This is a genomic window from Lactiplantibacillus nangangensis (assembly GCF_005405065.1).
Lineage (GTDB): Bacteria > Bacillota > Bacilli > Lactobacillales > Lactobacillaceae > Lactiplantibacillus > Lactiplantibacillus nangangensis.
On sequence record NZ_BJDI01000018.1, the window covers coordinates 1 to 24507 of the forward strand.

The following is a 24507-nucleotide window of genomic DNA, read 5'->3' on the forward strand; positions in this document are numbered from 1 at the left end:
GCTAACAATCTCGAAGATTGCTAGACCCTACACATTTGATTTGTCGAAACTTTGTTCAGTTTTCAAAGGTCTAATTTATTGGGTTGATTACCTCAACACAACTATTAAAGTTTATCATCATCAGAAGAACATGTCAACAACTTTTTATAAATCATTTTGAATAAAAATTCAAGATAACGTTTTAAACGTCCTGATATATTCAAAATGATGAGTATTGTTGCATGCCGTTCTTAACGACAAGAAATATAATATCAATAATCACGACATGGGTCAAGCATTTTTCTCAATTAATTTCGAAAAAGTTCAAAAACCAACCGAACGTGAGTACAAAACACATTTTACGGCGTTTAAACCTAAATAGCAACGTCAAGTTATGCCATCGACAAGTCCAAGTTTCTTCAAGTTATCCGCTAAGTCACCAACAATTAACCTGTATGGCCGTCTTTTATCAAAACAACCTAATTTAGTCTTACCGTCAGTGATGGCTGTTAAGATTCCCCTACCGTCCCAACACTGCCACATAAAATAGTCTTCCTATAGAAGTGTCCCCGCATATCAAAACAAAAAGAACGACTACCGAAGTAATCGTTCTTTAATGTATGCGACCTATTTACTTGAACTGCTACTAGAACTACTTGAATCCGATAATTCTGGCGCATCCGTCTGATAGAGATCAACTGTCGACTTATCCTTGTTCTTAGTATAAGCACTCGTCTTCTTCTCTTTTTGAAGTTCCTTCAATGATTTCAGCGTCTTCGTGACCTTATAGTTATAATCCGACTTATTGACCTTCTTAAAGCCCTTCGGCGTGTAGAAGCGCAACAAGTCCCCTTGAATCACCCGATCAGAGAGTGATAGTTCAGTTGTCACATGGTTTTGCATCTGCTTGACTGTTTGCTTCTGCGCATTAGTCATCTTAGTCAGTTGCTTCCCAGTCTTCGAATCATAGACCGTACTCCCTAACTTCGTGTAAGTTGGCGAGACAAAGTCCCCATTTCGAAAGGCAACGGTCTGATTATGCTGCTTCGACAACAGATCCGTCCCAAACTGAATATACCCCTTATTCTTAATCCCTAACAAATCAAAGATTGTTGGTAATGCGTCGATTTCACCACCATAGGTATGGTTAACGCCACCTTGAATCCCTTCAGAATGAATCATAAATGGTACTTTTTGGAATTGGGCTAAGTCAAAGTTCGTGATGGACTTTTTGCCCAATAATTGTGCAATCGCATTTCGATGGTTATTCGAAATCCCATAGTGATCTCCATAAAGCACGATCATACTATTCTTATATAGACCAGCCTTCTTCAAGTAATTAACGAATTCTTGGAAAGCCTGATCCAAATAATGTGCCGTTTGGACATAGCCATCAACCGTTGAATCACCAGTCGTAGTCTTTTGAATCCCCACATTTTGCTTATCCAATGGATATGGATAGTGGTTCGTCAGTGTGATCAGCTTGGCATAAAACGGTTGTGGGAGCTGTTCGAGATACTTAACTGAATCTCGGAAGAAAATCTTATCCTTCAAGCCATAACCGATCTTGTAGTCGGCTTTCTCCTTATAATAAGCAGAATAGAAGAAGTAATCATACCCCCAAGACTTATAAGCATTGTCCCGATTCCAGAAACTAGCCACATCCCCATGGAATGCTGCCGTGGTATAACCCTTTTGCGCCAAAATGGCTGGGGCGGCTTGGAAAGTATTAGAAGTCCCATACTGGGTCATTGCCGACCCAGTTGGTAACCCGAACAGTGAGTTCTCCATCATCATTTCAGCATCCGAAGTCTTCCCTTGGGCCACTTGATGATAGAAATTATCAAAGCTCAACGTACTCTTATCATGATAGAACTTATTTAAGTTTGGCGTGACTTCCTTGCCGTCGACCTTATAATCAATCAAGAACTGCTGGAAGCTTTCCAGATGGATCACAAACACGTTCTTGCCCTTGGCCTTACCAAAGTACTTCACGTTGTCGCCAGCTTGATTCTTCTTGAGATAAGCCAACACACTCTTCATATCACTACTGCTAGCTTGTGCTCGCGTCGCACTTTCCTTTTCAGTCTGATAGAAACTATAACCGGCATACGTATTTAAGCCTAAATACTTCACGATATAGTTATTATCAAACGTCCGAGTCAATAAATCAGAACGATCATGTTCCGACATGCCTAGATCAACTGCGAACAATGCGACCCCAATCATCGTCATTGTGGCTGCATAGCGAATCTTAAATGGTCGTGGATCAATTCGAATCACTTTAAAGACCAGTAATAGAATCAAAATCACGACATCCGCATAAACTAAGAAATCTGTCGCATGAATAATCTGGCCCAAACTGGTTCCCAAATTATTACTAGCTGCCCCGGAGCTCTTAATGACACCAGCAGACATGAAGTCTGAGAACTCACGGTAATACAAGATGTTGGCAAAGAGCCAAGTGGTTTGTAAGGTATCGATGATCATTAGTAACCAATACCTTAGTCGCCCTCTGAAATATAACGCGATTCCTAACAACACAATTGCGGTTGGAAAAGGATTCAAAATCAGTAAGAATTGCTGAACGGTCCCTTTGACCCCCAGCGTAAATTCATTCTGGTACGCGATATACGTCTTTAGCCAAAATAAGACCACGGTCAGGGTAAAAAAGCCAAGCGTGGTATTGACCTTACCAACCGTGTTTTTTATAAATTTGGGCATCATAATTCCTCCGTCATTGCTATTAACAAATCCATATTATAACGGTTGAGTGCAAATTCGCAATCACTTGAAGAATTCTTCAACAATTCTTCAATATTCAACGCATAATATGGATCAGTCTATAAAATATCTAATTGGCGGAAATGTTAGTTATCCGTTAACAAATCGTATAGTTCAATAGCAACTAGGTCAATGTTATCAAATTCAAAAGTTTGGTCCGGATTGAATTCTTGTAAAGTATAGGTCGAAGTTGCGGGGTCATAAGCGACTTGGCCGCGTTCAACGCCTTCCTTTTCAAAGCGACGGGATTGGACCTCAGTTGCTTCAGTCGTCCGCATTGCTTCAAGTCGTTTGAGAATTGCTGATAATTCAGATTTTTCCATTATAATAATCTCGCTCCTTAAGTTTTGTTTTTATTCTAGCAAAAAATGGGACTAATAACACGCCTTTTTAACAGAAAGCCCCGTTTCAAAGTGAATTTCACAATACAATTATACCGCAATGTCCCGCTTTGTCGGTACTGAGTTGTGATAAAATTAAGACAAGTTATAAATTTAAAAGGAGTCCTGATCTTGACACTATTCAGAGATGATCTTAATGATACCATTGCCCAGATTCAAGTTTCGACGATTCGACAATTTGACGAAGAAGTGAGTGCTATTCCTGATATGGTCAAGCTAACCCTTGGCGAACCCGACTTTAACACCCCACAACACGTTAAAGACGCTGCTAAGGCTGCCATTGACCAAAACTTCTCTCACTATACCGGTATGGCCGGCTTGTTGGAGCTGCGCCAAGCTGCTGCCAATTTTCAAGCCAAGAAATACGGCAACCACTATGACGCTGAAGACCAAGTTTTGGTAACAGTTGGTGCAACTGAAGCCATCGCGACCGCCCTCACAACCATTTGTAACCCTGGCGATGCGATCATTATTCCATCACCAATTTTTCCAGCTTACATTCCAATTATCCAAGAAGCCCGCGCAACACCATTATTCATGGATACGGGCGTTAACGACTTTGTGATCACGCCAAAGATGGTCGATGATTTCATTGCAGCACATCCGAACGAACACTTTAAGGGAATCGTCTTAAACTACCCGAACAACCCAACCGGTGTGACCTATGTAGCTGATGAAATCGAAGCGCTCGCGGCTTGCTTCAAGCGCCACAATTTATGGGTCGTTTCTGATGAAATTTACAGTGAACTAACTTATGGTAGTGACCACGTCTCAATTGCCAACTATCTCCCTGACGAAACCATTCTGATCAACGGCTTGTCGAAGTCACACGCTATGACCGGTTGGCGAATCGGCTTCTTATTCGCTTCGAAGGAACTCACTGCTCAAATGAAGAAGGTTCATCAGTACTACGTCACAGCCGCAACCACGATTGCTCAAAAAGCTGGTATTGAAGCTTTGACCAATGGGCTTGACGATGCCTTACCAATGCGTGCTGAATATCAAAAGCGGCGCGACTTTGTTTATCAAACCATGAACGGCCTCGGCTTTAAGATTGCCCGCCCAACTGGTGCTTTCTACATTTTCGCCAAAATTCCAGCTGGCTTTAACCAAGACTCAATGGCCTTTTGTAAAGATTTAGCGCGTAAGAATCAGTTAGCCATTATCCCCGGGACTGGTTTTGGTGTCGAAGGTGAAGGTTACGTTCGCTTGAGTTATGCTGCCAGCATGGAAAAACTTCAAAAAGCCATGGACCGGCTCACGGCTTACATCCAAAATCCAGCTAACAAACAAGCTTAGATTACAGCAAGGACTGCCCTAAATAGCATCAAAATCAATAAACCACCAGTCACAACTTGGGAGACCAAGCAATGACTGGTGGTTTTTAGGTTATTTTAACGATTTAATTGGCAAAAGCCAACGGTAATTTTAGCAAATTAGTGCGTTTGGCACTCGTTGTTGCTAAATGTAATGGCCCTAAGAGCACTTTAGCCTTAGGGGTGACATAATCAATCGTAGTCACAGCACCGGAAGTCGTGTCAGTTAACCGGTACTGCATCACTGTCTGACCGGCTGGTAGATAGTTTGGCCGATCACGATGTAACGGCCAAACCGCGACTTGTTTGCGTTGCACCGGTCGTTTCGTATTGGCCCAACGTTCAACCCCATCTTTAGCCACGAGCGTTACCTTGGCCGTGGTGCCTGGAATTTGATAGTCAACTGTTTTGGGGACGACTTGCTGATAGTGTTCCTGTCGTTGGACCATCAACCGCAAATTGGCATTGGCTGAATACTTCCAAGTGCCACCCAAAGTCGTAGCAATCAACCGCCGGCCATCATGTTTAAAGGTTGCAACCAGACAATCCCCTGCTTGCGCCGTATACCCCGTTTTTAAGCCATCCACGGGTGCTTCAGCGTCATAATAGGGCTGACCCTTCAAAATTTGAACTGAAGTTGCCACACGGTGTTGATGTACCTTAATTGACCCACGGTTCGCAATTGAAATCACTTCCGGATCCGCTGCCAATAGTTTTTGCGCAATCATGGTGACTGCCCGTGCAGAAACCAGGTTTTGAGCCTGGTCACTCGTCCCTGGCAAATTATAGTGATAGGCAGTCAAATCGGTATTGTCCAAGCCTGACGCACTTACAAATTCAGCATCTAGTCGCCAGGTCTGTGCCTGTTTATTCATTAATTGAATAAACTTGGCATTACTGCCACCGACCAGTTCGCCCAAGGCAATGGCACTACTATTTGATGACCCCACTAGCGTCGCCGCAAACAGCTCGCGAACTGTAAATTTCTCGTTTTTCCCCATTGGCATCGTGGATAAAGTCGCACTTTCAGCCAACTTTCGGACCTCGTGACTAATCGGCACGTTGTCTGTCCACTTTAGTTGACCATCCTTAACCGCTTGAACAACCAAATATAGGGTCATCAGCTTACTCAACGATGCAATTGGTAACTTTTCATCCGCACGGTCCGCATAAATGGTCTGTCCAGATTTGGCATCTACGATATAGGCTGCCTTGACTTCATCCGCTTGGCTAGTTTTGGCCATCACCGGTTGCGACCACCCCAACGCGCAAATGGTCCCCAATCCAAGTAAGACCAAGCCCCAACTTTTTCCCAACCTCAATATTAAAACTCCTTTAATGACTAAAAAGCGCCGGCTGCTCGCTAGCGCTTCATTTTTAATGTTCTGTAGACTCATCCGGCTGAATCTCTTCCGCCTTTTCAGGCTTCATCGTCATTGCAATCATCCCTAAGAATAAGCCTAAATAATACGTTAAAATCCGCCAAATCAGCATGGCTAGAATTAGCTTACTGTGACTGGGGATGAATTTGGCAAAAAGCTCCGTGAAACCAAACTCCGCCCCACCGGCACCACCGGGAATCGGAAACAGCGACGTCACTAAGAAAATCAAAACATTCAAGCTAGTGACCATAATCAAATTAATACCGCTGTACCCCATCGCCCGCATAATGAAATACGGCACCATGTAGTAAAACAAAAGTTGAAAGAACGTGACCAGGCAGACTTCTAGCAACATCCGCCAATCTTTGGTCATCCGCACACTTTCTTCGTAAAATGAATCGATTTTTTCACTGATATTGGCTTGCAACCGTTGGAAGCGTTCCGCTTTCATAAACCAACCAACTGGAATCAAGACAACTTTCACAGCCCGTTTCGTGAAGTTATACCAGTACATGACTAGTAATAACCCGACAATCACGGCAAAATGAATCAAGAAACCGAAAAAGACGTACAACGACAAGTAGCTTAGCTTCGCAGCCAAGTAATGAAACCCAATTAACATCGCAAATAGAAAATTTAACACGACCATCGCCTGAAATACGACGAACTTCATTAACGCTACCGAACTCGCACGCCCCGCGTCGATTCCAGACTGCGCCATCACAAAGATCTGTGCGGGCTGACCACCCGATGAAAATGGCGTAATCCCATTAAATAATTGTTCAGCTAGCGGGACTCGAAGTGCACTACGAAAAGAGTAATGCTTGTAGCGATGACGCACAAACTTCTGCACCACCACTGCTTCGAGGCCAAAGTAAAGACCAACACAACCGAGGGCGACGAGTAGCCACCACCAGTTTAATTGGGCAATATCAGTCATCATATTGCTGAGATTGACATTTCGTAAAGAATACCACGAAATCCCAACACCTAGTAATACCATGACCAGCAATGACCACATGTTTTTTCTAGTCATGGCTACCCCTCTTTTGCTTGTTGTAGGTAAAAGTCGTGCCAAATTCGCGCCAATCGTTCCTCCGAATAATCTTGAGAAGCTAAAACGGCTTTGTCGTGTAAAAACTGCATCCCAGCCGGATTATCGCGTAAATGATCGATTTGTTTTTGCATGTCATTCACATCACTGGCAGCTTGATAATAACCATCAATAATGGCCCGGTAAAGGTCCAAGTCTCTTAATAAGACGGGCGTCCCACAACTAAAGGCTTCCAAAACTGACATTGGAAACAGTTCATTATATGACGGTAACAAGAAAAGATCCGCCATATTATAGTAATCAACCAATTTTTCACGGTCAACGATTCCTGGAAATGACAGATTAGCCGGTGGATTATCGACAACTTGCTTCAATTCTTGATAACCATCCGTAATCCGACCGAAGGAAAAGCCCCCCGCCCAGACAAACTGAATGTCAGGATTTCGCCGGGCTAATTCAATAAAATCCGGCACACCTTTACGATCCTGAATCTGACCAGTCCCTAGAATCATAAACTTATTCTGGTCATAGCCATATTGTTGCCGTAATTGTAGCTGCTTCTTTTTGGTCATTTCATAGAATTCACGTTTACTAACGAAATTAGGAATATAGGTCACATCGGCGCGACTAATATTGTACGCTTCCAATTTTGGAATAAAGGTGGGATTCACCACCACGATATGATCCATCCGTTTATAAAAGGAAATCAGATAGCGGTTAAAAATCGCTTGAAACGGTTTTGGCAGCTTTAAACTACCTTCTAACGTTTCTGGTAAGAAATGGACATAGCCAATTTTACGACCACGATTCGGCATAAACGTTGAAAGATAGAACATCGGGTTGACCGTATGATAATGTGAAATGGTAGAACGCCCATAACGATTGATTTTGAGGTTAAATTCATCGTGCCAATGGGTTTGCAATAAACGCATTAATTCTAAATACGCGCTACCGACCCCTTGGCCTTTCACCGAGTCAGCCTTCGAAAACATGGTAATGTTTAACATAATTCGTCCCCTTAATCGCTGATGTTTGCTGATTTATTCGTTTCCGAGTAGGCAAGCTGAACATCTTGATAGTAATTGATGATCTGCTTACCAAAATATTCGGCCGAAATTTGATACAGTTTCTTTTGACGTGGCTTAGGATCATCAAACGCATGTGGATGTTGTAAATAACGTACCACATCTCGTACCAAGCTCGTTTCACTGCTAAAAGTGGTCCCTAAAGAGGGATCATCTAATAATTGGTCCGTGTATGGGCTAGTCGCAACCACTGTTTTTAAGCCAGCTGCCATCGCTTCAATGTACGTTAACCCTTGTGATTCCGAATTAGAAGCCGAAACAAACAAGTCCGCCATTTGATAATAATTGTAGACTTCGTCGTTATCGATCTCACCAGTAAACTGGACGTGCTCGCTGAGGCCAGCATCCTTGACTTGATTTTCCAACGTCTCACGTGCCGGCCCATCACCGACGATACACAATTGGACGGTCGGTACTTGTTCAATAATCGCTGGCAATGCCGCAATCACTTCATGAATGTTTTTTTCATAAGCCAACCGACTCAATGACAGTAAAACTGGCGTCTCTGGGGCATATCCTAACTTTTCACGGTAATCCCCGTCTGGTGTCTGTTCATACTGATTGATATCAATCCCAGTTGGGACGATCCGAATCGGTGCTTTAACGCCATACCCTTTTAGAGTTTTAGAAACCCGGTGACTTGGCGCCACGATACCATTCAAATGGTAACAATAAGCGCGAGTCGCTTCTTTAACATGGTAAGGTTTCAATAATTTACCGTTGGCAATATAATGTAAATAATCTTCATACATCGTGTGGTAAGTGTGAATGCATGGAATCTTCAATTGTTTGGCAACAAATTTGCCAATCATTCCCATCGAAAATTCAGTTTGGGTATGCACGATATCTAGCCCCAGGTCCTTCGCCACTTGATAAGCCTTGAATAGCCCCCGGACAGCAATCCGTCGATCAGTGAACGAGACGAATGGAATACTCGTGAATCGGAAAATATTCCGCTCATAAATATTCTTATCAACATGCGGATCGGTGGTCGTAAAGATATACACTTGGTGACCAGCTCGTTCGAGTTGATTTCGCAACACTTTGATAGACGTGGCTACCCCACTGACTTGTGGATAGTACGTATCTGTAAATATCCCGATATTCACGTAGATTCTCCCTTTATTTCCGACACTAACAATCCTGCCCGCTAGTCATCGTTGCTTCAATCAGTCCTTGATTCCACCTGATTGAGCGCAGTTCATCCAGTCTCAATAATTAATTATAACAATTATATTGGTTCAGTATCATAGTTGCAAATATTCTTAAGATAAATTAAGAGTTCCGGGTGAAATGCCCTGCAAACTGGCTTTTAGCACTGGCAATCAACCACTTTTATGTAAAAAAAGGGGCAGGTCACGAAGACCCACCCCTTTGAAAAGACGTCTACTTATTAAAAACGTTCTTTTCAACTAATTCTTTAACTTCTTCATTAGTGACACATTCGTTAAGCGCCTTATCGGCTAACTTAGCCATTTCCTTAGTATCGATGGTCTTCATCAATGAACGCGTCTTCAAAACTGAAGTTGAGCTCATTGAGAATTCATCTAGACCTAAGCCCATCAATAATGGCACAGCAACTTGATCACCGGCAACTTCACCACACATGCCCGCAATGCGGCCATTAGCGTGAGCAGCGTCGATCACATGCTTGATCAAACGTAACAACGATGGGTTGTATGGTTGATACAAGTATGAAACACGTTCGTTACCACGATCAGCAGCAAACGAATATTGAATCAAGTCGTTGGTCCCAATACTAAAGAAGTCAACTTCCTTAGCAAATTGATCAGCTAAGATGGCTGCAGCTGGAATTTCAATCATGATACCTAACTTGATATCATCCGCAACTGGGGTGCCCGCTTTAACTAACTTAGCCTTTTCTTCTTCGAAGATGGCCTTAGCTTGACGGAATTCATCCAAGGTAGCAATCATTGGGAACATGATCCGCAATTGACCATAATGTGATGCCCGGAGTAATGCCCGTAATTGGGTCCGGAAAATATCATCACGATCAAGTGAGATCCGAATGGCCCGGTAACCCAAGAATGGGTTCATTTCATCAGGAAGTGGCAAGTATGGTAAATGCTTGTCCCCACCGATATCCATGGTCCGGACGATCACTGGCTTACCCTTCATCCCTTCGACAACCTTTTTGTAGGCTTCGAATTGAGTATCTTCATCAGGTAATTCAGCGCTGTTCATGTACAAGAATTCTGACCGGAACAAACCGACAGCTTCTGAACCAGCGTCTAAGACACCGTCCATGTCATCGGGCGTCCCAATGTTTGAAGCTAATTCGAAGTGCTTGCCGTCTTTAGAAACGGTTGCTTCATTCTTTAGCTTTTCCCATTCGGCCTTTTGAGCGGCAAAATTCTTGGCTTTTTGTTGGTAGTCACTGATTTCGGCATCAGTTGGGGCTACCAAGGCTTCACCGTTAATCCCATCAAGGATGACAGTGGTGCCTTCTTTGATTTCAGTCGTTGCGGTTTCAGAACCAACAACCGCTGGAATCTCAAGCGTCCGTGACATAATCGCTGAGTGACTAGTCCGACCACCAATATCGGTGATGAAACCTTTAACAAACTTACGGTCCAATTGAGCCGTGTCACTAGGGGTTAAATCATGGGCAACCACGATGACTTCAGAATCGATTAATGCGGGACTTGGTAAGGTAACCCCTAACAAATGACTCATTACTCGCTTCGTGACATCGCGAATATCGCCTGCACGTTCTTGCATATATGCATTATCCGTCATTGCTTCGAACATTGAGATGAAAGTATCAGTAACTTCCTTCAAAGCTTCTTCAGCATTGACTTTATCATCCTTAATCTTACCTTCAATTTGTCCTAACATTTCAGGGTCAGATAAAATAGTGATATGAGCTTCAAAAACTTCCGCTTCTTCGGCGCCTAAACTTTCAGTTGCTTTGTCTTTGATGACTTGCAATTCAGCTTTAGAAGCATCGAAAGCGTCATGTAACTTCTTGATTTCGGCATCAACATCTGAAACCGTCGTCTTTTCGAATGACAAATCTGGATCAACTAGCATATAGGCCTTAGCAATCGCAATACCATCACTGGCAGCGATTCCTTTGAGTACCTTTTCAGCCATTATTCAGATAAGCCTTCTTTCTTCATCGTATCAGCTAAAGCAGCGATAGCATCTGCTTCGTCGGCACCTTCAGCTGAAATAGTAACATCTGCATCTTTACCAACACCGAGTGACATAACACCCATGATGGACTTCAAGTTAACTGACTTGTCTTGGTATTGCAACGTAATTTCTGAATTGAACTTACTTGCTGATTGTACCAATAAAGTAGCGGGACGTGCGTGGATACCTGTGTCTGCGATTACGTGAAAATCTTTCTTTTCCATAACTATTCGATCTCCTTCGAAGATGTAAATTTAAATTGGTTCCGAGTCAACTCGAGTTGCCGCCAACACGTTTGCTCTAGAGCCCTTAGTATTGATGATAGCAATTATCCAATTGAAATACAAGCCCTTTCATTCATCAAATTGCGATTAATTGGTAGCCTTACCATCCTTATCAAAATGGTAAACAACGTGTCCATCAAGGTCTGCCATACCAATGATTCTTTTTCGGTATTCATAACTCATGTAGGCTTCGTGAAAGGCCATGAAGTCTGCAGGATCAACGCTAAAGCTTGCACGTTCACCCGTGCGTAAGTCTTCCATTAATTGTCGATAATCCGTTGCCACATTTTTACCCCCTTTTAATCTTGTCTCATCAACTAACATCAGAACAGGTCAGACGACTTGCGTGCGAAAACCATCTTTTGAGCTATAATGTATTTAGACGGTTCGTTAACTGACTTGTTCTGAGTAGGTGTTAAATATACAACTGTTCACCAAGATTGACAAGCCATTTAACTGGACCGGCCAAATGCTTCAGAAAAACATTAAATTAGTGATTGATCTCATTTTTAACCTGACCGGTAAGCCTTAAGATATCCAGTTTTGATGTTGAGACTTTAAACTTGCACGGTCTAAAAAAATTGCTATACTAATAGTCAAAGGTCAACAAAGGTCAAATAACTTTGGACCCTTTCACTAGACGCGATCATCGATTTAGTGAGATTTCTGATAGGAAAGGTGTGTGACAGCAATATGCTTTGTGACAATTGCCATAAGAACGAAGCGACGATTCATCTCTACACGAACGTCAACGGTCAGCGGCGGCAGATTAACCTCTGTCAAAATTGCTATCAACTGCTCAAGAATCAGGAACAGCAACCAAATAATGGAGTTGGAGGTACTGATATGGCACAAGATCCATTTGGTTTTGGCGGTCTTGACGATATCTTCCGGGCCATGCAAGGTGGTAACGGCAGTCCTGATGACGGATATCGGCAACAACAAACCCCACCGACCCAACCGGCTGGTCCTAACAATGGCGGCAACCGGCGTGGTCAAAACGGCGGCGGTCTACTCGGGCAATACGGCTACAACTTAACTGATCAAGCTAAGCAAGGCAAAATTGACCCAGTGATCGGCCGTGATAACGAGATCAACCGCGTCATCGAAATTTTGAACCGGCGGACAAAAAACAACCCGGTCTTAATTGGTGAAGCTGGCGTTGGTAAAACGGCGGTCGTTGAAGGCTTAGCCCAGAAGATTGTTTCTGGTCAAGTTCCCCAAAAACTATTAAATAAAGAAATTATTCGTTTGGACGTGGCTTCCCTCGTTCAAGGTACCGGGATTCGGGGCCAATTTGAACAACGGATGCAACAACTAATGAAGGAAGTTCAATCGAATCCGAACATCGTGCTCTTCATTGACGAAATCCATGAAATCATGGGCGCCGGCAATGCTGAAGGTGGCATGGATGCTGGGAACGTCTTGAAACCCGCTTTAGCGCGTGGTGACTTCCAATTAGTTGGGGCAACCACGTTAAACGAATACCGCGACATCGAAAAAGATGCCGCCCTCGCTCGGCGTTTCCAACCGGTTACGGTTGACGAGCCCAGCGTTGGAGAATCCATCAAGATTTTACAAGGGATTCAAAAGAAGTACGAAGATTACCATCACGTTAAATACAACGCTGATGCGATCGTCGCCGCGGTCAAATTATCCAATCGTTACATTCAAGACCGGTTCTTGCCTGACAAAGCCATCGACTTACTTGATGAAGCTGGGTCACGGAAGAATTTGACCTTGAAGACGGTTGATCCTAAGACCATTCAAGAAAAAATCGACAGTGCTGAAGCCCAGAAGCAAGATGCTTTGAAGAAGGAAGACTACGAGAAAGCGGCCTACTACCGTGATCAAGTGGCCAAGCTCGAAAAAGCCAAGCCAGATGAAAACAGCGCCAAATCCGCTGAAGACACCGCTACTGTGACGGTCGAAGATATGCAACAAATCGTCGAAGAAAAGACCGACATTCCAGTTGGCGAATTGCAAGCTAAGGAACAGGCTCAAATGAAGACTTTGGCAAGTGACCTCGAAGGTAACGTTATCGGTCAAGATAAGGCGGTTGAAGCCGTTTCACGGGCCATCCGTCGTAATCGCATTGGATTGAATGGGACTGGCCGACCAATTGGCTCCTTTATGTTTGTCGGCCCTACCGGGGTTGGTAAAACGGAATTAGCTAAACAGTTAGCCAAAGAACTCTTTGGCTCTGAGGATGCCATGATCCGCTTTGACATGAGTGAATACATGGAACCACATTCAGTGGCTAAATTGATTGGGTCACCGCCTGGCTATGTTGGTTACGAAGAAGCCGGTCAGTTGACCGAACAAGTTCGGCGTCATCCATATAGCTTGATTCTGTTGGATGAAATCGAAAAGGCTCACCCTGACGTCATGCATATGTTCTTACAAATCTTAGATGATGGTCGTTTGACTGATTCACAAGGTCGGACGGTCAGCTTCAAGGATACGATCATTATCATGACTTCTAACGCTGGGACTGGCGATTCCGAAGCAAATGTTGGCTTTGGCGCCGCTGCTGAAGGTAAGACCCATGACATTACAAGTCAATTGGGCAACTACTTCAAGCCAGAATTCTTAAACCGTTTCGACGATATTATTCAATTCAATGCTTTATCAAAGGAAAACTTGATGAAGATCGTTGGCTTGATGATCAACGATGTCAATGGCATGTTAGCCAACCAAGACTTACATGTGCATGTCACGGAACCGGTTGAATCTAAGTTAGTCGACCTCGGTTACAATCCCGAAATGGGGGCTCGGCCATTACGGCGGGTCATCCAAGAACAGATTGAAGACCGGATTGCGGACTTCTACTTGGATCACAGTGATGTGAAGAACATGGTTGCCAAAGTTGAAGACGGTAAAATCGTCTTAGCCGCGGAAGAACCTAAAACAGCTGAATAAGCGTAAGCTAAAACTCGTCAGTCAAACTTGGCTGGCGAGTTTTTTTGAGACAAAATTTTTGTATTGAAAGCGCCCCCTAAGTTAGCCTAGTGCTTGCTTAGGGGCGCTTACTTGTACTTACTTATTTTGAATTGCACTTGACTGCAATCAACCAATCCTTTACCCCGGCACGGTCCGCCAACAAGTTTCCTCGTAATTGGTCACGTGGATCTTCCGTCAACTGATGCTTCATCTTCAAAGCAGTCCCTTTGATACGATCTTGACGACTGCTTACACGTAACTTCTTTGCTATTGAACTTCGATGCCGCCAAATCCAAAAACCACTCCCAACTAAACTAGCAATTGCTAAACTGAGGCCTATCTTCTTCATCTCTGACACCTTCCTTTGATTGATTAACCCTAACTGTACCGGAAGTCAAGACACATTTCAATCTATATGCTTATCAACAAGATAATCAGCAGCTAATTTAATTCAGCTTTTATTTTTGAGTCTCAACGGTCAGACTAAACCAGTCGAACAAGAATCCGTATAGGATTAGTTACCAAAATTGTCGCTGACTTGCTTTTTCAATTTGGCGGATTTCATTTCACTGGCATCGCAATGATAATTCTACCATGGGCCCTACCAGTAGCTGAATGGGCAAAAGTCTTACCAATTTCTGCTAATGAAAATTCACGATCAATCAGTATTTTTAACACGTTTTGTTTAATAGGTTTACTTCACTGATTACATTTTAAAAGTCATATTTTTCTTCTAATGGTTTAATTTTTTGAACGATAATGTTCAAATGACAATCCTCAACTAAGTTACGCTCCAAGTACAATATTAAGGTTTCAATATAATTGATATCAAATAAAAGATGTGTTCTAATGGTTTAAAATTATAGACCAAAAAAAGGTGATCACCAATGTCCGAATTAGTAAAATTAAAACATGAATTTGAAAAATCCAGTGACTTTCTCGTCGCGCTAGGTGACCAAAAACGTCAAGCCATTATTCTGGCACTACTGGATAAACAAGTTGTCCATCGTGGTTTACGTGTCAACGAGCTGACCGAAGTTACCGGACTTTCACGACCGGCTGTCTCCCACCATTTGAAAATTTTAAAAGCAGTGAATCTGATTGATTTCCATCATGAAGGTACCAAAAATTATTACTACCTGACCCATCGACCACAACAAATTGAGCAACTAGAACAATTACTAACTCACGTCAGAACAATTATGGCCTGTAACCAGGAGCTTTGAAAGGAATCCAAATCAACCATGAAAAAAATCTTAATTGTTTTAACAAATACGACCCAGTACGGCAATACAACTGACCCCACTGGCTTATGGCTTGGTGAAGCAACAGAATTCGTCGATGTCGTCGAAACGGCCGGCTATCAAGTTGACTACGTCAGTCCCAAAGGTGGCTTCGTACCACTTGACCCCCGGAGCATGAAATACACAGATACGGCCAGCATGGCGCGCTATAATTCAGCTGACTTCCAGCAACGAGCACTGACTCATTCATTAGCTCCTTCAGATGTTGATTCAGCCGACTATCTTGCTATTTACTATACCGGCGGGCACGGCGTTATGTGGGATTTTCCAGATAATCCTGAATTACAAGACTTGACACGGGCAGTCTTAAGACAAGGCGGCTATGCAACGTCAGTTTGTCACGGCATTGCTGGCCTGCTGAACGTCAAAGATACTAATGACCATTACATCATTGACGGTCGCAACGTTACCGGGTTCACCACTGCTGAAGAAATTCTAGCTGGCAAACGTAAAGTCGTGCCCTTCCTAAACCAAACAATTGCTACTAAACATGGTGCTAATTTCAAGCATCGCCGAGCTTACACTGAATATGCGGTCCAAGACGGGCAATTGATCACCGGGCAAAATCCATTTTCTGCGAAAGCCGTCGCAGAATGCTTAGTGAAAAACCTCTAGCCTTTTTGTTCTTGAAATTAACTATCAAAGTGCTACAAAAAAAGCGGCCCAAACTGGCCAAATCAGAGTGAACCCCCAATGTTGGAAAACAGTCCAACATTGGGGGTTCACTTCACAATTGCAAACTTCGGCCAATCTTTTGTGGCGCCGACACCTTTTTTAACCGACACTGACTACACTGAATTCTAAAGGACAGTTCAATCCATCCGCTTAGCTAAACGTTAATCATGTCGCGACTATTTTCTGAAACTATCGCCAACAATTTTTCCCAATCAAGCCTTGATCATCATAATTTTTACAAATCTAACTGCCATAAGCCCTGCTACATTAAGGCGCAACCAATAAGTTCCCTCAATCAGCTTTACAATCACCTCACCCCTGCTAAACTAAAATTATCGGAGGGGATACACTATGTCATTGGGACAACAATTAAAACAGCACCGATTAGCACGCCATTTATCACAAACACAATTAGCAGCCGAATTACATCTATCACGGCAATCAATCTCTAAATGGGAAAACGGGACAGCTTTACCGAGTTTTGCCAATGTCGTCGCTATTAGTGACTTATTTGGACTAACTTTAGATGAGCTGATCAAAGAAGATCACACTTTGATGGCCCACTTAGAAAAATCATCAACAATTACACCAGTGACTAAAATTTTATTCGCCAGTATCAGCATTGGCATTATCGGTCTCATCTCACTTGGTCAGGCACACATTTCAATGACCACTGCAGAGAATTGGCTAATCCCCATCACGTTAATCGGGCTCATTGGCCTGATCTGCAGTATCAACTGGCACACTTTCAATCAGGCCTTAAACAAGTGGGCGATTACTTGGGGAATTATTTGGTTAAGTGCCCTCGCAATACCAGCAATCTATGATGTTATTCAAGGCTTTCAAGCCGGACTGACATCATACAATCACTAAAATTAACAGAACAATCTGTTAACATCAAAACTGTCGTGAATCCATTAATACTAGCATTGGTCATGCCCAAAATGGCCTCATATGTGGCGGGTGGAATCCGGTCTTGCGGCCTCAATGCCAGGTCGGCTAACCCTGACGACATAGCACGCCAATAGTGCCAATCTAAATAATGGATTACTTACTAAAAACAGTTAACTAGCTGTAGGTTGTTGTTGATAGCATCGGCCGTGATGGTGGCGTTTGACCGGCGTTTTTCCGGTCTTACACCACGGACCGGCCGGGAGACTTGCGGTTTAGGAAAGGCTTCCGGGCGAGGGGCAAGACGCTCCTCAGGCTTGCCCCGGTCCCTCGGCCGCATGTTATCAACAACAGCCGGAAGCGGAAATTAACAAGGTTCAACTTTAGATTGCAACAAAAAATCCTCCAACCACTATCAAAAACAGTGGTTAGAGGATTTTTAATTGCTAGTTATGCGGAAAATCGGTCACTAAACCAGCTTCCTGCGCACGTTTCGTATACATTGGAATTTCGTCTTCACTGGCCCGAACAAAGTGTCCTGGGGCAATTTCGACCATCCGCCGTTGCTTGTCGTCATGTTCGCGTGAGGCGTCATAAACGACTTGCTTACGGTTACGTTCGAATTCAGGGTCGGGTACAGGCACCGCTGAAATCAAACTCTTAGTGTAGGCATGCAATGGATGCGTGTAAACTTCATCCGCCGGGCCGATTTCCAAAATCTTCCCATAATGCATAACCCCGATCCGGTCACTGATATACTTAACCATCGACAAATCATGCGCGATGAATAAGTAAGTCAGACCTTGCTTTTCTTGGAGCTCCTTCATCAAGTTCACGACTTGAGCTTGGATCGACACATCCAACGCAGAGATTGGTTCATCAGCGATGATGAATTTAGGTTCCACGGCCAAGGCCCGGGCAATCCCGATCCGTTGGCGTTGCCCACCAGAGAATTCATGGGGATAACGACTCGAATGGTCCTTGTTCAAACCGACCGTTTCCAGTAAGTCTTCGACCTGTTTCGTCCGATCCGCATCATCCTTGGCGAGATTATGGATATCAATCCCTTCAGCGACAATATCTTTAACTTTCATCCGTGGATTCAGTGAGGCATAAGGATCTTGGAAAATCATTTGGATTTCACGACGAAATTCATGCATTTCAGCCTTTGTATGCAGCTTTGACACATCTTTGCCGTTGAAAATGATCTGACCATCAGTGGGTTCATACAAATGAATGATTGAACGGCCCGCCGTCGTCTTCCCAGAACCGGATTCACCAACTAAACCGAATGTTTCACCTTCGTAGATATCAAAGGAGACGTCATCAACGGCCCGGACTTCATCTTTTTTGCCAACATTAAAATATTGCTTTAAATGATGGACTTCTAGAATTTTTTTACGTTCATCAGGCATCTTGATTACTCCTTCGTCTCTTTTTTAATCGGTGGTTCTGGTTTTTCCATCGCAGCAAACTTCTTTTGGCGCCGCACAATTTCAGCTGGTGGCGTGACTTTTGGTGCATCTGGATGTAACAACCAAGTGGCCGCATAGTGCGTGTCAGATACCTTGAAGAACGGTGGTTCTTTTTCCGTATCAATCTTCATTGCATAGTCACTCCGCGCCGCAAAGGCATCGCCAACTGGTGGGTCCAATAAATCTGGTGGCGTCCCAGGAATGGCGGTCAATGACCCACCTTCCGTGTCCAAAGTTGGCATCGAATTCAACAAGCCCCATGTATAAGGGTGTTGTGGGTTGAAGAAGATTTCATCAACCGTCCCGTATTCGACGATCTTACCGGCATACATGACCGCCACCCGATCAGCCATCCCAGCCACGACACCAAGGTCATGGGTGATAAAGATGATCGATGTATCGATCCGGTTTTGGAGATCCTTCATCAAGTCCAAAATTTGAGCCTGAATCGTGACATCCAGCGCCGTGGTTGGTTCGTCGGCAATTAAGACTTCTGGGTAGCAGACCAACGCGATCGCAATGACGATTCGTTGCCGCATCCCACCTGAGAATTGATAAGGATAGTCGTTGATTCGGCCTTCAGGATTAGTAATCCCGACCAGCTTCAACATTTCTAACGCTTGCGCGATGGCCTCCTTTTTCTTCAACCCTTTATGCTTCATTAACGGTTCGGCAATTTGCATCCCGATCCGCATCGTTGGATCCAATGACGTCATTGGATCTTGGAAAATCATGGCAATATCTTTACCACGAATATGTTGCATTTCTTTTTCAGATTTTTTAATAATATCTTCACCATGAAACATGATGCTACCGTTTTTAATGACGGCATTGGGTGCTAATAACCCCATCAGTGAACGGGTGGTAACTGATTTACCAGAACCAGATTCACCAACGATGGCTAAGGTCTCACCCTTGCGCAAGTCGAAACTGACATCACGAATGGCTTTAACTTCGCCCGCATAAGTGTGGAAATCGATTTGGAGATTCCGCACTTCAATGACATTTTCAGGATTTTCCATTTTGTACCGACACCCCTATCGTTTCGACTTTGGATCAAACGCATCCCGCATACCATCACCTAAGAGGTTAAAGGCAAGCATTAACACAATCAAGACGATTGCTGGGTACCACATTTGATATGGTAAGAATTGGAAGTTCTTTTGCCCATCAGAGATCAAGGTCCCTAATGACGCTTGTGGTGAACTAATCCCAATCCCAATATAACTCAAGAACGCTTCAAAGAAGATCGCGTTCGGAATCGTAAACATTGTTTGAATAATGATGACCGATGATAAGTTTGGTAGCAGATGCTTCCAAGCAATCTTCGGTGCTGATTCGCCTAACGTCCGCGCTGCCAAAATGAAATCTTGGTTCTTCAATTGCAGCGTTTGCGCCCGCGTCAGTCGGGCCATCGTAGTCCAGTTAATGATTGCCAAAGCGGCAATGATCGACGCCATCCCAGTTTTCTGGAAGGCCGTCGCCATCAAGACCATGACAACCAATGATGGGATGGACGAGAGAATTTCAATGATCCGTTGCATGAACAGATCGACTCGTCCACCCATCCAACCGGATAGGATCCCGAACCCGACCCCAATCGTTAAATCAATCAAGGTGGCAATCAACGCAATTTCAAGTGAGACCCGAGTCCCATACATGATCCGTGCCAGTAAGTCCCGGCCTAAATAGTCGGTCCCTAAGGTGTAATGGACATCTGAACCCGCACCGGCTTGCTTGTAGGCATCAACATCTTGACCAGATTGGGTGATATGCCCGTTCAAGCCATGAATCCCGACACCCGGAATCTTGGGTGGCAAGTTCGCGTACTTTGGTGATTGCGCGTTGGGGTCATGATGATAAATTGCTTGACCCCCAAAGGCCATCAAGAACAACAGAATTAACACGATAAAACTGGTAAAAGCAGTCTTGTTGGCTTTCAGACGCCGCCAAACATCTTGCCCGAAGGTTAGAGAAGGTGCGGCGATTTTTTCATTATCGGGCCCGGCTTGTTTGTCTAACGGCTCGAAGTCGCCGGGCTTAATTTCAAGATTATTTGCATTATCTGCCATTAACTAGTCCCCATTTCCACTTAAACGAATCCGCGGATCAATGATCCCGTAGACAATATCGGTCAACAATAACAGCAAGCATAAGAGCGCTGAGTAGAAAATCGTGACACCCATGATGGTTGGGTAGTCGTTCACTAGGATCGACTTAACAAATTGTTCCCCAATCCCAGGAACAGAGAAGATGTTTTCAACCACCATTGACCCAGTCATCAAGGCTGCGGCTAATGGCCCAATCAAGGTAACCATTGGAATCAGACTATTCCGTAACGCATGGTGATAAACGATGCCGAATTTCGATAATCCCTTGGCTTTCGCTAATTCGATATAATCGGAACTCAAGACATCGACCATGTCAGTCCGGATAAAGCGGGCGGTTTCGGCCAACGGACTCGCAGCCAGAGCCAATGTTGGTAAGATACTGTAAACAAACCCTTGCCAACCGGCCACTGGGAACCAGCCCAATTTCAAACCGAGGTAATACTGGAGCAAAATGGCTAACACGAAACTTGGGACCGCAATCCCTAAGATGGAAACCACCGTTGCGAGGCGATCAGCCCAAGTATCTTTCCGAATAGCCCCAACAGCCCCAAGAATAATCCCGAAGATAACCCCCACGACCATCGCTTGACCACCTAATTGCATTGAAGGTCCCATCCGACTCCCAATCAAGTAACTAACGGCTTGATCAGAGAATTGGAAGGATAGCCCCAAACTACCTTTGAAAATCCCACCAATGTAAATTAGGTATTGGAGCCAGACCGGTTTGTCTAACCCATATTGGGCTAAAATTGATGCTTTTTCACTCGGCGTCAACTTAGCTTCATTTTGAAGCGGCGTCCCAGGCATTAGTTTCATTAGGAAGAACGTGGCAGTTGCCACAATGAATAATGTCAGGAACAAGTAAAATATCCGCTTTAAGAGATATTTTCTCATTAGAATTCCTCGCATTCTATTAAATTAGCCTTAAAAAATAATGACACATTTGATTATAAAACAAAATGGTAAGGATTAACAATGTGTCAATCCTTACCCCTTCGTTTCACATTCGTTCAGTTAAAGCACACACATTAATTACTTCTCTAATTTGGCTTTAGTTAACGTGCATATATTTCAAGTTGTAGTTAGTACCAGCAGTATTGTAGATGATACCCTTGAACTTGGTACGCGTTAACGTTGCAGCAGCTTGTTGATAAATTGGGATGACCCCTTGATCATTCATCAATTGCTTTTCAGCTGAAACCATGTCAGACCAACGAGCACTGGTATCGTTTGAATCTGAACCTTCAGCCTTAGTGATGGCACTATCATAAGCTGGGCTGTTGTACTTCCCATTGTTGTACGAGTTTGATGACGTGAACAATGACAAGAATGAAATTGGATCAGTAAAGTCAGCATTCCAAGCAGAGATAACTGTATCGAAGTTACCAGCTTGTGAACGAGCTAAACGAGTCTTAAATGGCACGTTTTGGTTGGTAACTGACATCCCAGGTAATTTTTCCCAAGCGCCTTGGATGTATTCAGTGGTCTTCTTGGCACCATCAGTATCGTCAGAAAGTAACTTGACAGATAACTTGGTTTCGCCAATTTCTTTCATACCTTCTTTAAACAATTGCTTAGCCTTAGCTTGGTTGTATTCAACTGAACTTGCAACGTAAGCATCGCTTGTAAAGTCTTTACCAGTCTTAGGGTTCTTAGCTAAGTCTTGTGAGACATAACCTTTAGAAACGGTTGAACCATCACCAAGGGTATTCTTGACGAATTCTTTCCGGTTGATAGCTAAGGACATTGCTTGACGAATCTTCTTGTTCTTGAAGGCTTTCGCTAAGGTCTTATTGCTGTCATCACGGTTAAATTCAACATAGAAGGTTGACGCAGTCTTGCGGATCAAGTAATCCTTGTTGGTCTTGTAGTTCTTAACTTGCGTACTTGAAAGTGTCGTGTAATCAACTTTGTTTGAGTTGAATAAGTTCAAACCAGTTGATGGGTCCTTAACAACTTGATAGTTGATAGCGGACATCTTGACGTTCTTCTTGTCCCAGTAGTTGTTGTTCTTCTTCAAGGACCAAGTTAAGTTAGTCCCTTTCCAGCCAGTCATCTTGTAAGGGCCATTGTAGACCATGTCGGCACTGGTAGTCCCATACTTAGAACCATACTTCTTAACCGCACTTTCACTTTGTGGGAAGAAGTTAACAAAGCCCATCAATTTCTTGAAGTAAGCAATTGGCTTGTCCAAGGTAACGGTCAACTTGTAATCGCCGTCAGCTTTGATGCCTAAAGTTGAAACTGCTTTTTTACCATTAGCAATTTGATCGGCGTTCTTGATGCCTGAATATAAGTATGCGTATTGTGACGCAGTCTTTGGATCAACAGTTCGTTGCCAGCCATAAACGAAATCTTTAGCGGTAACTTTATCCCCGTTACTCCATTTTGCGTTCTTCCGTAAGGTGAACGTATATGTTTTCCCGTCGTTAGAAACTTTAGTTGCTTTAGCAATCCCAGGTGTAATTGAACCGTTCTTCCCAATCCGATATAACCCTTCGTTGGTGTTGTTCAACATATCTGAACTAACAACGTCAGTTGACTTTGACAAGTCCATTGTTGGTAATTCGGCTGATTCAGTCCAATTAGCAACTTGCTTAGAGCTTGAAGATGAAGAACTACTCTTCGATCCACAGGCAGCTAAGAATAGCAAGGACGCGCCAGCAACGGCGGTAACTTTTGCAGCTGTCTTTAAATTCATAAAAACCCAACCCCTCTAAAATGTAGTGTGTGTGCTTTTCCCTCGAAAAGTTAAAGTAATTGTATATTATAAATAAATTAAAATCAATGCTAAATTCTAATTTTTATCATTATTTCGTCATAATCGAGTTAATTAATTATGATTATCACAGCTAATTTCACAATCTGTTTAGGCACTTGTTCACCGCTGTATTAGCATTCATAATTAAATCAGCACCACAATTCACAAGAAATATAGTCTCGTAATTTTTCTTAATAAATAATTCTTATTTACCTGTTTTCAGCCAATATATGCCGATATCTGCTTAGTCAAAACAGCTAAAAAGAAAAATAACGTCTCATTTTTGTCGTATTTATCAGTATTCTCTTATTATTTAAATTGTTTACATTATGTTAGACCACAGCTTTAATGTATCCAATGGATTAATCACTAAAACTGCCTGCTATCCGGGACTGATGGCGACCGAAATCGATGAACGTACCAAAAAAGTCTGTTAGCTTTCGGTGCGGCACATAGCCACGTCTAAAAACTAACAGACTTTTTATTACTTACAGGATTAAGGTTGAAAGCGCCAAAGCTGCCATGAAGACAGTAATACTGGCGCTGGTTATGTCCAGAGCAACTTCATATAGCTCTTTACGCCGTCAGCCAGAATCAAGCCTTGCTGACACGGCAAACCAATTCTGACTGATTCCGCTAGATTTAAACAATTAACTAATCATTCAAACCAGTTGACTAGCTGCAGGTTGTTGTTGAGTGCATCGGCCGTGTGGGTGGCGTTTGACCGGCGATTTTCCGGTCTTACGCCACGGATTGGCCGGGAGACTTGCGGTTTTTGCAAGGCTTTCGGGCGAGGGGCAAGACGCTCCTGAGGCTTAGCCCGGTCCCTCGGCCGCATGCACTCAACAACAACCGGAAGCGGCAATTATCAATCATTTTTCACAGCTTAATTAGGACTCACAG

Annotated in this window: 20 protein-coding genes; 5 read left to right on the top strand and 15 right to left on the bottom strand. The window is 43.5% G+C overall.

Annotated elements, in window-relative coordinates:
- Positions 1 to 606: 606 nt before the first annotated feature.
- Positions 607 to 2703, bottom strand: a complete 2097-nt coding sequence (locus FFM70_RS12485; protein ID WP_137617177.1) for an LTA synthase family protein — start codon at positions 2701 to 2703, stop codon at positions 607 to 609.
- Between the two features lie 146 nt (positions 2704 to 2849).
- A complete protein-coding gene (locus FFM70_RS12490) occupies positions 2850 to 3086 on the bottom strand; it encodes a YkuJ family protein (RefSeq protein ID WP_137617178.1) in 237 nt (78 codons plus the stop codon).
- A 189-nt stretch (positions 3087 to 3275) separates the two neighbouring features.
- Here FFM70_RS12490 and FFM70_RS12495 point away from each other — a divergent pair, with 189 nt between their 5' ends.
- Positions 3276 to 4463, top strand: coding sequence for a pyridoxal phosphate-dependent aminotransferase (locus FFM70_RS12495; protein ID WP_137617179.1), 1188 nt, complete (start codon positions 3276 to 3278; stop codon positions 4461 to 4463).
- A gap of 103 nt (positions 4464 to 4566) precedes the next feature.
- Here the strand turns inward: FFM70_RS12495 and FFM70_RS12500 are convergent, their stop codons facing one another.
- From FFM70_RS12500 to FFM70_RS12530, 7 genes are all read right to left on the bottom strand, one after another.
- Positions 4567 to 5802, bottom strand: coding sequence for a D-alanyl-D-alanine carboxypeptidase family protein (locus FFM70_RS12500; RefSeq protein WP_223877500.1), 1236 nt, complete (start codon positions 5800 to 5802; stop codon positions 4567 to 4569).
- 55 nt (positions 5803 to 5857) lie between these two features.
- Positions 5858 to 6898: a lysylphosphatidylglycerol synthase transmembrane domain-containing protein gene (locus tag FFM70_RS12505; RefSeq protein ID WP_137617180.1), complete on the bottom strand. Its 1041-nt coding sequence runs from the start codon at positions 6896 to 6898 to the stop codon at positions 5858 to 5860.
- A gap of 2 nt (positions 6899 to 6900) precedes the next feature.
- Positions 6901 to 7923 (bottom strand): glycosyltransferase family 4 protein, encoded by a 1023-nt coding sequence (locus FFM70_RS12510; protein WP_137617181.1) that lies wholly within the window; start codon positions 7921 to 7923, stop codon positions 6901 to 6903.
- Positions 7924 to 7934: 11 nt separating this feature from the next.
- Positions 7935 to 9110, bottom strand: coding sequence for a glycosyltransferase family 4 protein (locus FFM70_RS12515; RefSeq protein ID WP_137617182.1), 1176 nt, complete (start codon positions 9108 to 9110; stop codon positions 7935 to 7937).
- Positions 9111 to 9387: 277 nt separating this feature from the next.
- A complete protein-coding gene (gene ptsP / locus FFM70_RS12520) occupies positions 9388 to 11118 on the bottom strand; it encodes a phosphoenolpyruvate--protein phosphotransferase (protein ID WP_137617183.1) in 1731 nt (576 codons plus the stop codon).
- Entirely contained in the window at positions 11118 to 11384 is a 267-nt protein-coding gene (locus tag FFM70_RS12525) for a phosphocarrier protein HPr (RefSeq protein WP_137617184.1), read from the bottom strand. The genes ptsP and FFM70_RS12525 overlap by 1 nt, the downstream gene beginning before the upstream one ends.
- A gap of 147 nt (positions 11385 to 11531) precedes the next feature.
- Positions 11532 to 11729: a hypothetical protein gene (locus FFM70_RS12530; RefSeq protein WP_137617185.1), complete on the bottom strand. Its 198-nt coding sequence runs from the start codon at positions 11727 to 11729 to the stop codon at positions 11532 to 11534.
- 408 nt (positions 11730 to 12137) lie between these two features.
- Here FFM70_RS12530 and FFM70_RS12535 point away from each other — a divergent pair, with 408 nt between their 5' ends.
- A complete protein-coding gene (locus tag FFM70_RS12535; RefSeq protein WP_137617186.1) occupies positions 12138 to 14366 on the top strand; it encodes an ATP-dependent Clp protease ATP-binding subunit in 2229 nt (742 codons plus the stop codon).
- A gap of 121 nt (positions 14367 to 14487) precedes the next feature.
- Here FFM70_RS12535 and FFM70_RS12540 read toward each other — a convergent pair whose 3' ends face one another.
- Complete coding sequence (locus tag FFM70_RS12540; RefSeq protein WP_137617187.1) at positions 14488 to 14736, bottom strand: hypothetical protein; 249 nt, start codon at positions 14734 to 14736, stop codon at positions 14488 to 14490.
- A 538-nt stretch (positions 14737 to 15274) separates the two neighbouring features.
- Between FFM70_RS12540 and FFM70_RS12545 the strand changes: the two genes are divergently transcribed.
- From FFM70_RS12545 to FFM70_RS12555, 3 genes are all read left to right on the top strand, one after another.
- Positions 15275 to 15613: an ArsR/SmtB family transcription factor gene (locus FFM70_RS12545; RefSeq protein ID WP_137617188.1), complete on the top strand. Its 339-nt coding sequence runs from the start codon at positions 15275 to 15277 to the stop codon at positions 15611 to 15613.
- 18 nt (positions 15614 to 15631) lie between these two features.
- Positions 15632 to 16306, top strand: a complete 675-nt coding sequence (locus FFM70_RS12550) for a type 1 glutamine amidotransferase domain-containing protein (RefSeq protein ID WP_137617189.1) — start codon at positions 15632 to 15634, stop codon at positions 16304 to 16306.
- Positions 16307 to 16717: 411 nt separating this feature from the next.
- On the top strand, positions 16718 to 17239 hold the full coding sequence (locus FFM70_RS12555) for a helix-turn-helix domain-containing protein (protein WP_137617190.1): 522 nt from the start codon (positions 16718 to 16720) through the stop codon (positions 17237 to 17239).
- A 464-nt stretch (positions 17240 to 17703) separates the two neighbouring features.
- Here FFM70_RS12555 and FFM70_RS12560 read toward each other — a convergent pair whose 3' ends face one another.
- From FFM70_RS12560 to FFM70_RS12580, 5 genes are all read right to left on the bottom strand, one after another.
- Positions 17704 to 18672 (bottom strand): ABC transporter ATP-binding protein, encoded by a 969-nt coding sequence (locus FFM70_RS12560; RefSeq protein WP_137617191.1) that lies wholly within the window; start codon positions 18670 to 18672, stop codon positions 17704 to 17706.
- Between the two features lie 5 nt (positions 18673 to 18677).
- A complete protein-coding gene (locus FFM70_RS12565) occupies positions 18678 to 19754 on the bottom strand; it encodes an ABC transporter ATP-binding protein (protein WP_137617192.1) in 1077 nt (358 codons plus the stop codon).
- Between the two features lie 15 nt (positions 19755 to 19769).
- Positions 19770 to 20804 (bottom strand): ABC transporter permease, encoded by a 1035-nt coding sequence (locus FFM70_RS12570; RefSeq protein WP_137617193.1) that lies wholly within the window; start codon positions 20802 to 20804, stop codon positions 19770 to 19772.
- A gap of 3 nt (positions 20805 to 20807) precedes the next feature.
- On the bottom strand, positions 20808 to 21737 hold the full coding sequence (gene opp3b / locus FFM70_RS12575; RefSeq protein WP_137617194.1) for an oligopeptide ABC transporter permease: 930 nt from the start codon (positions 21735 to 21737) through the stop codon (positions 20808 to 20810).
- Positions 21738 to 21894: 157 nt separating this feature from the next.
- Positions 21895 to 23544, bottom strand: a complete 1650-nt coding sequence (locus FFM70_RS12580) for a peptide ABC transporter substrate-binding protein (RefSeq protein WP_137617195.1) — start codon at positions 23542 to 23544, stop codon at positions 21895 to 21897.
- Positions 23545 to 24507: the final 963 nt, after the last annotated feature.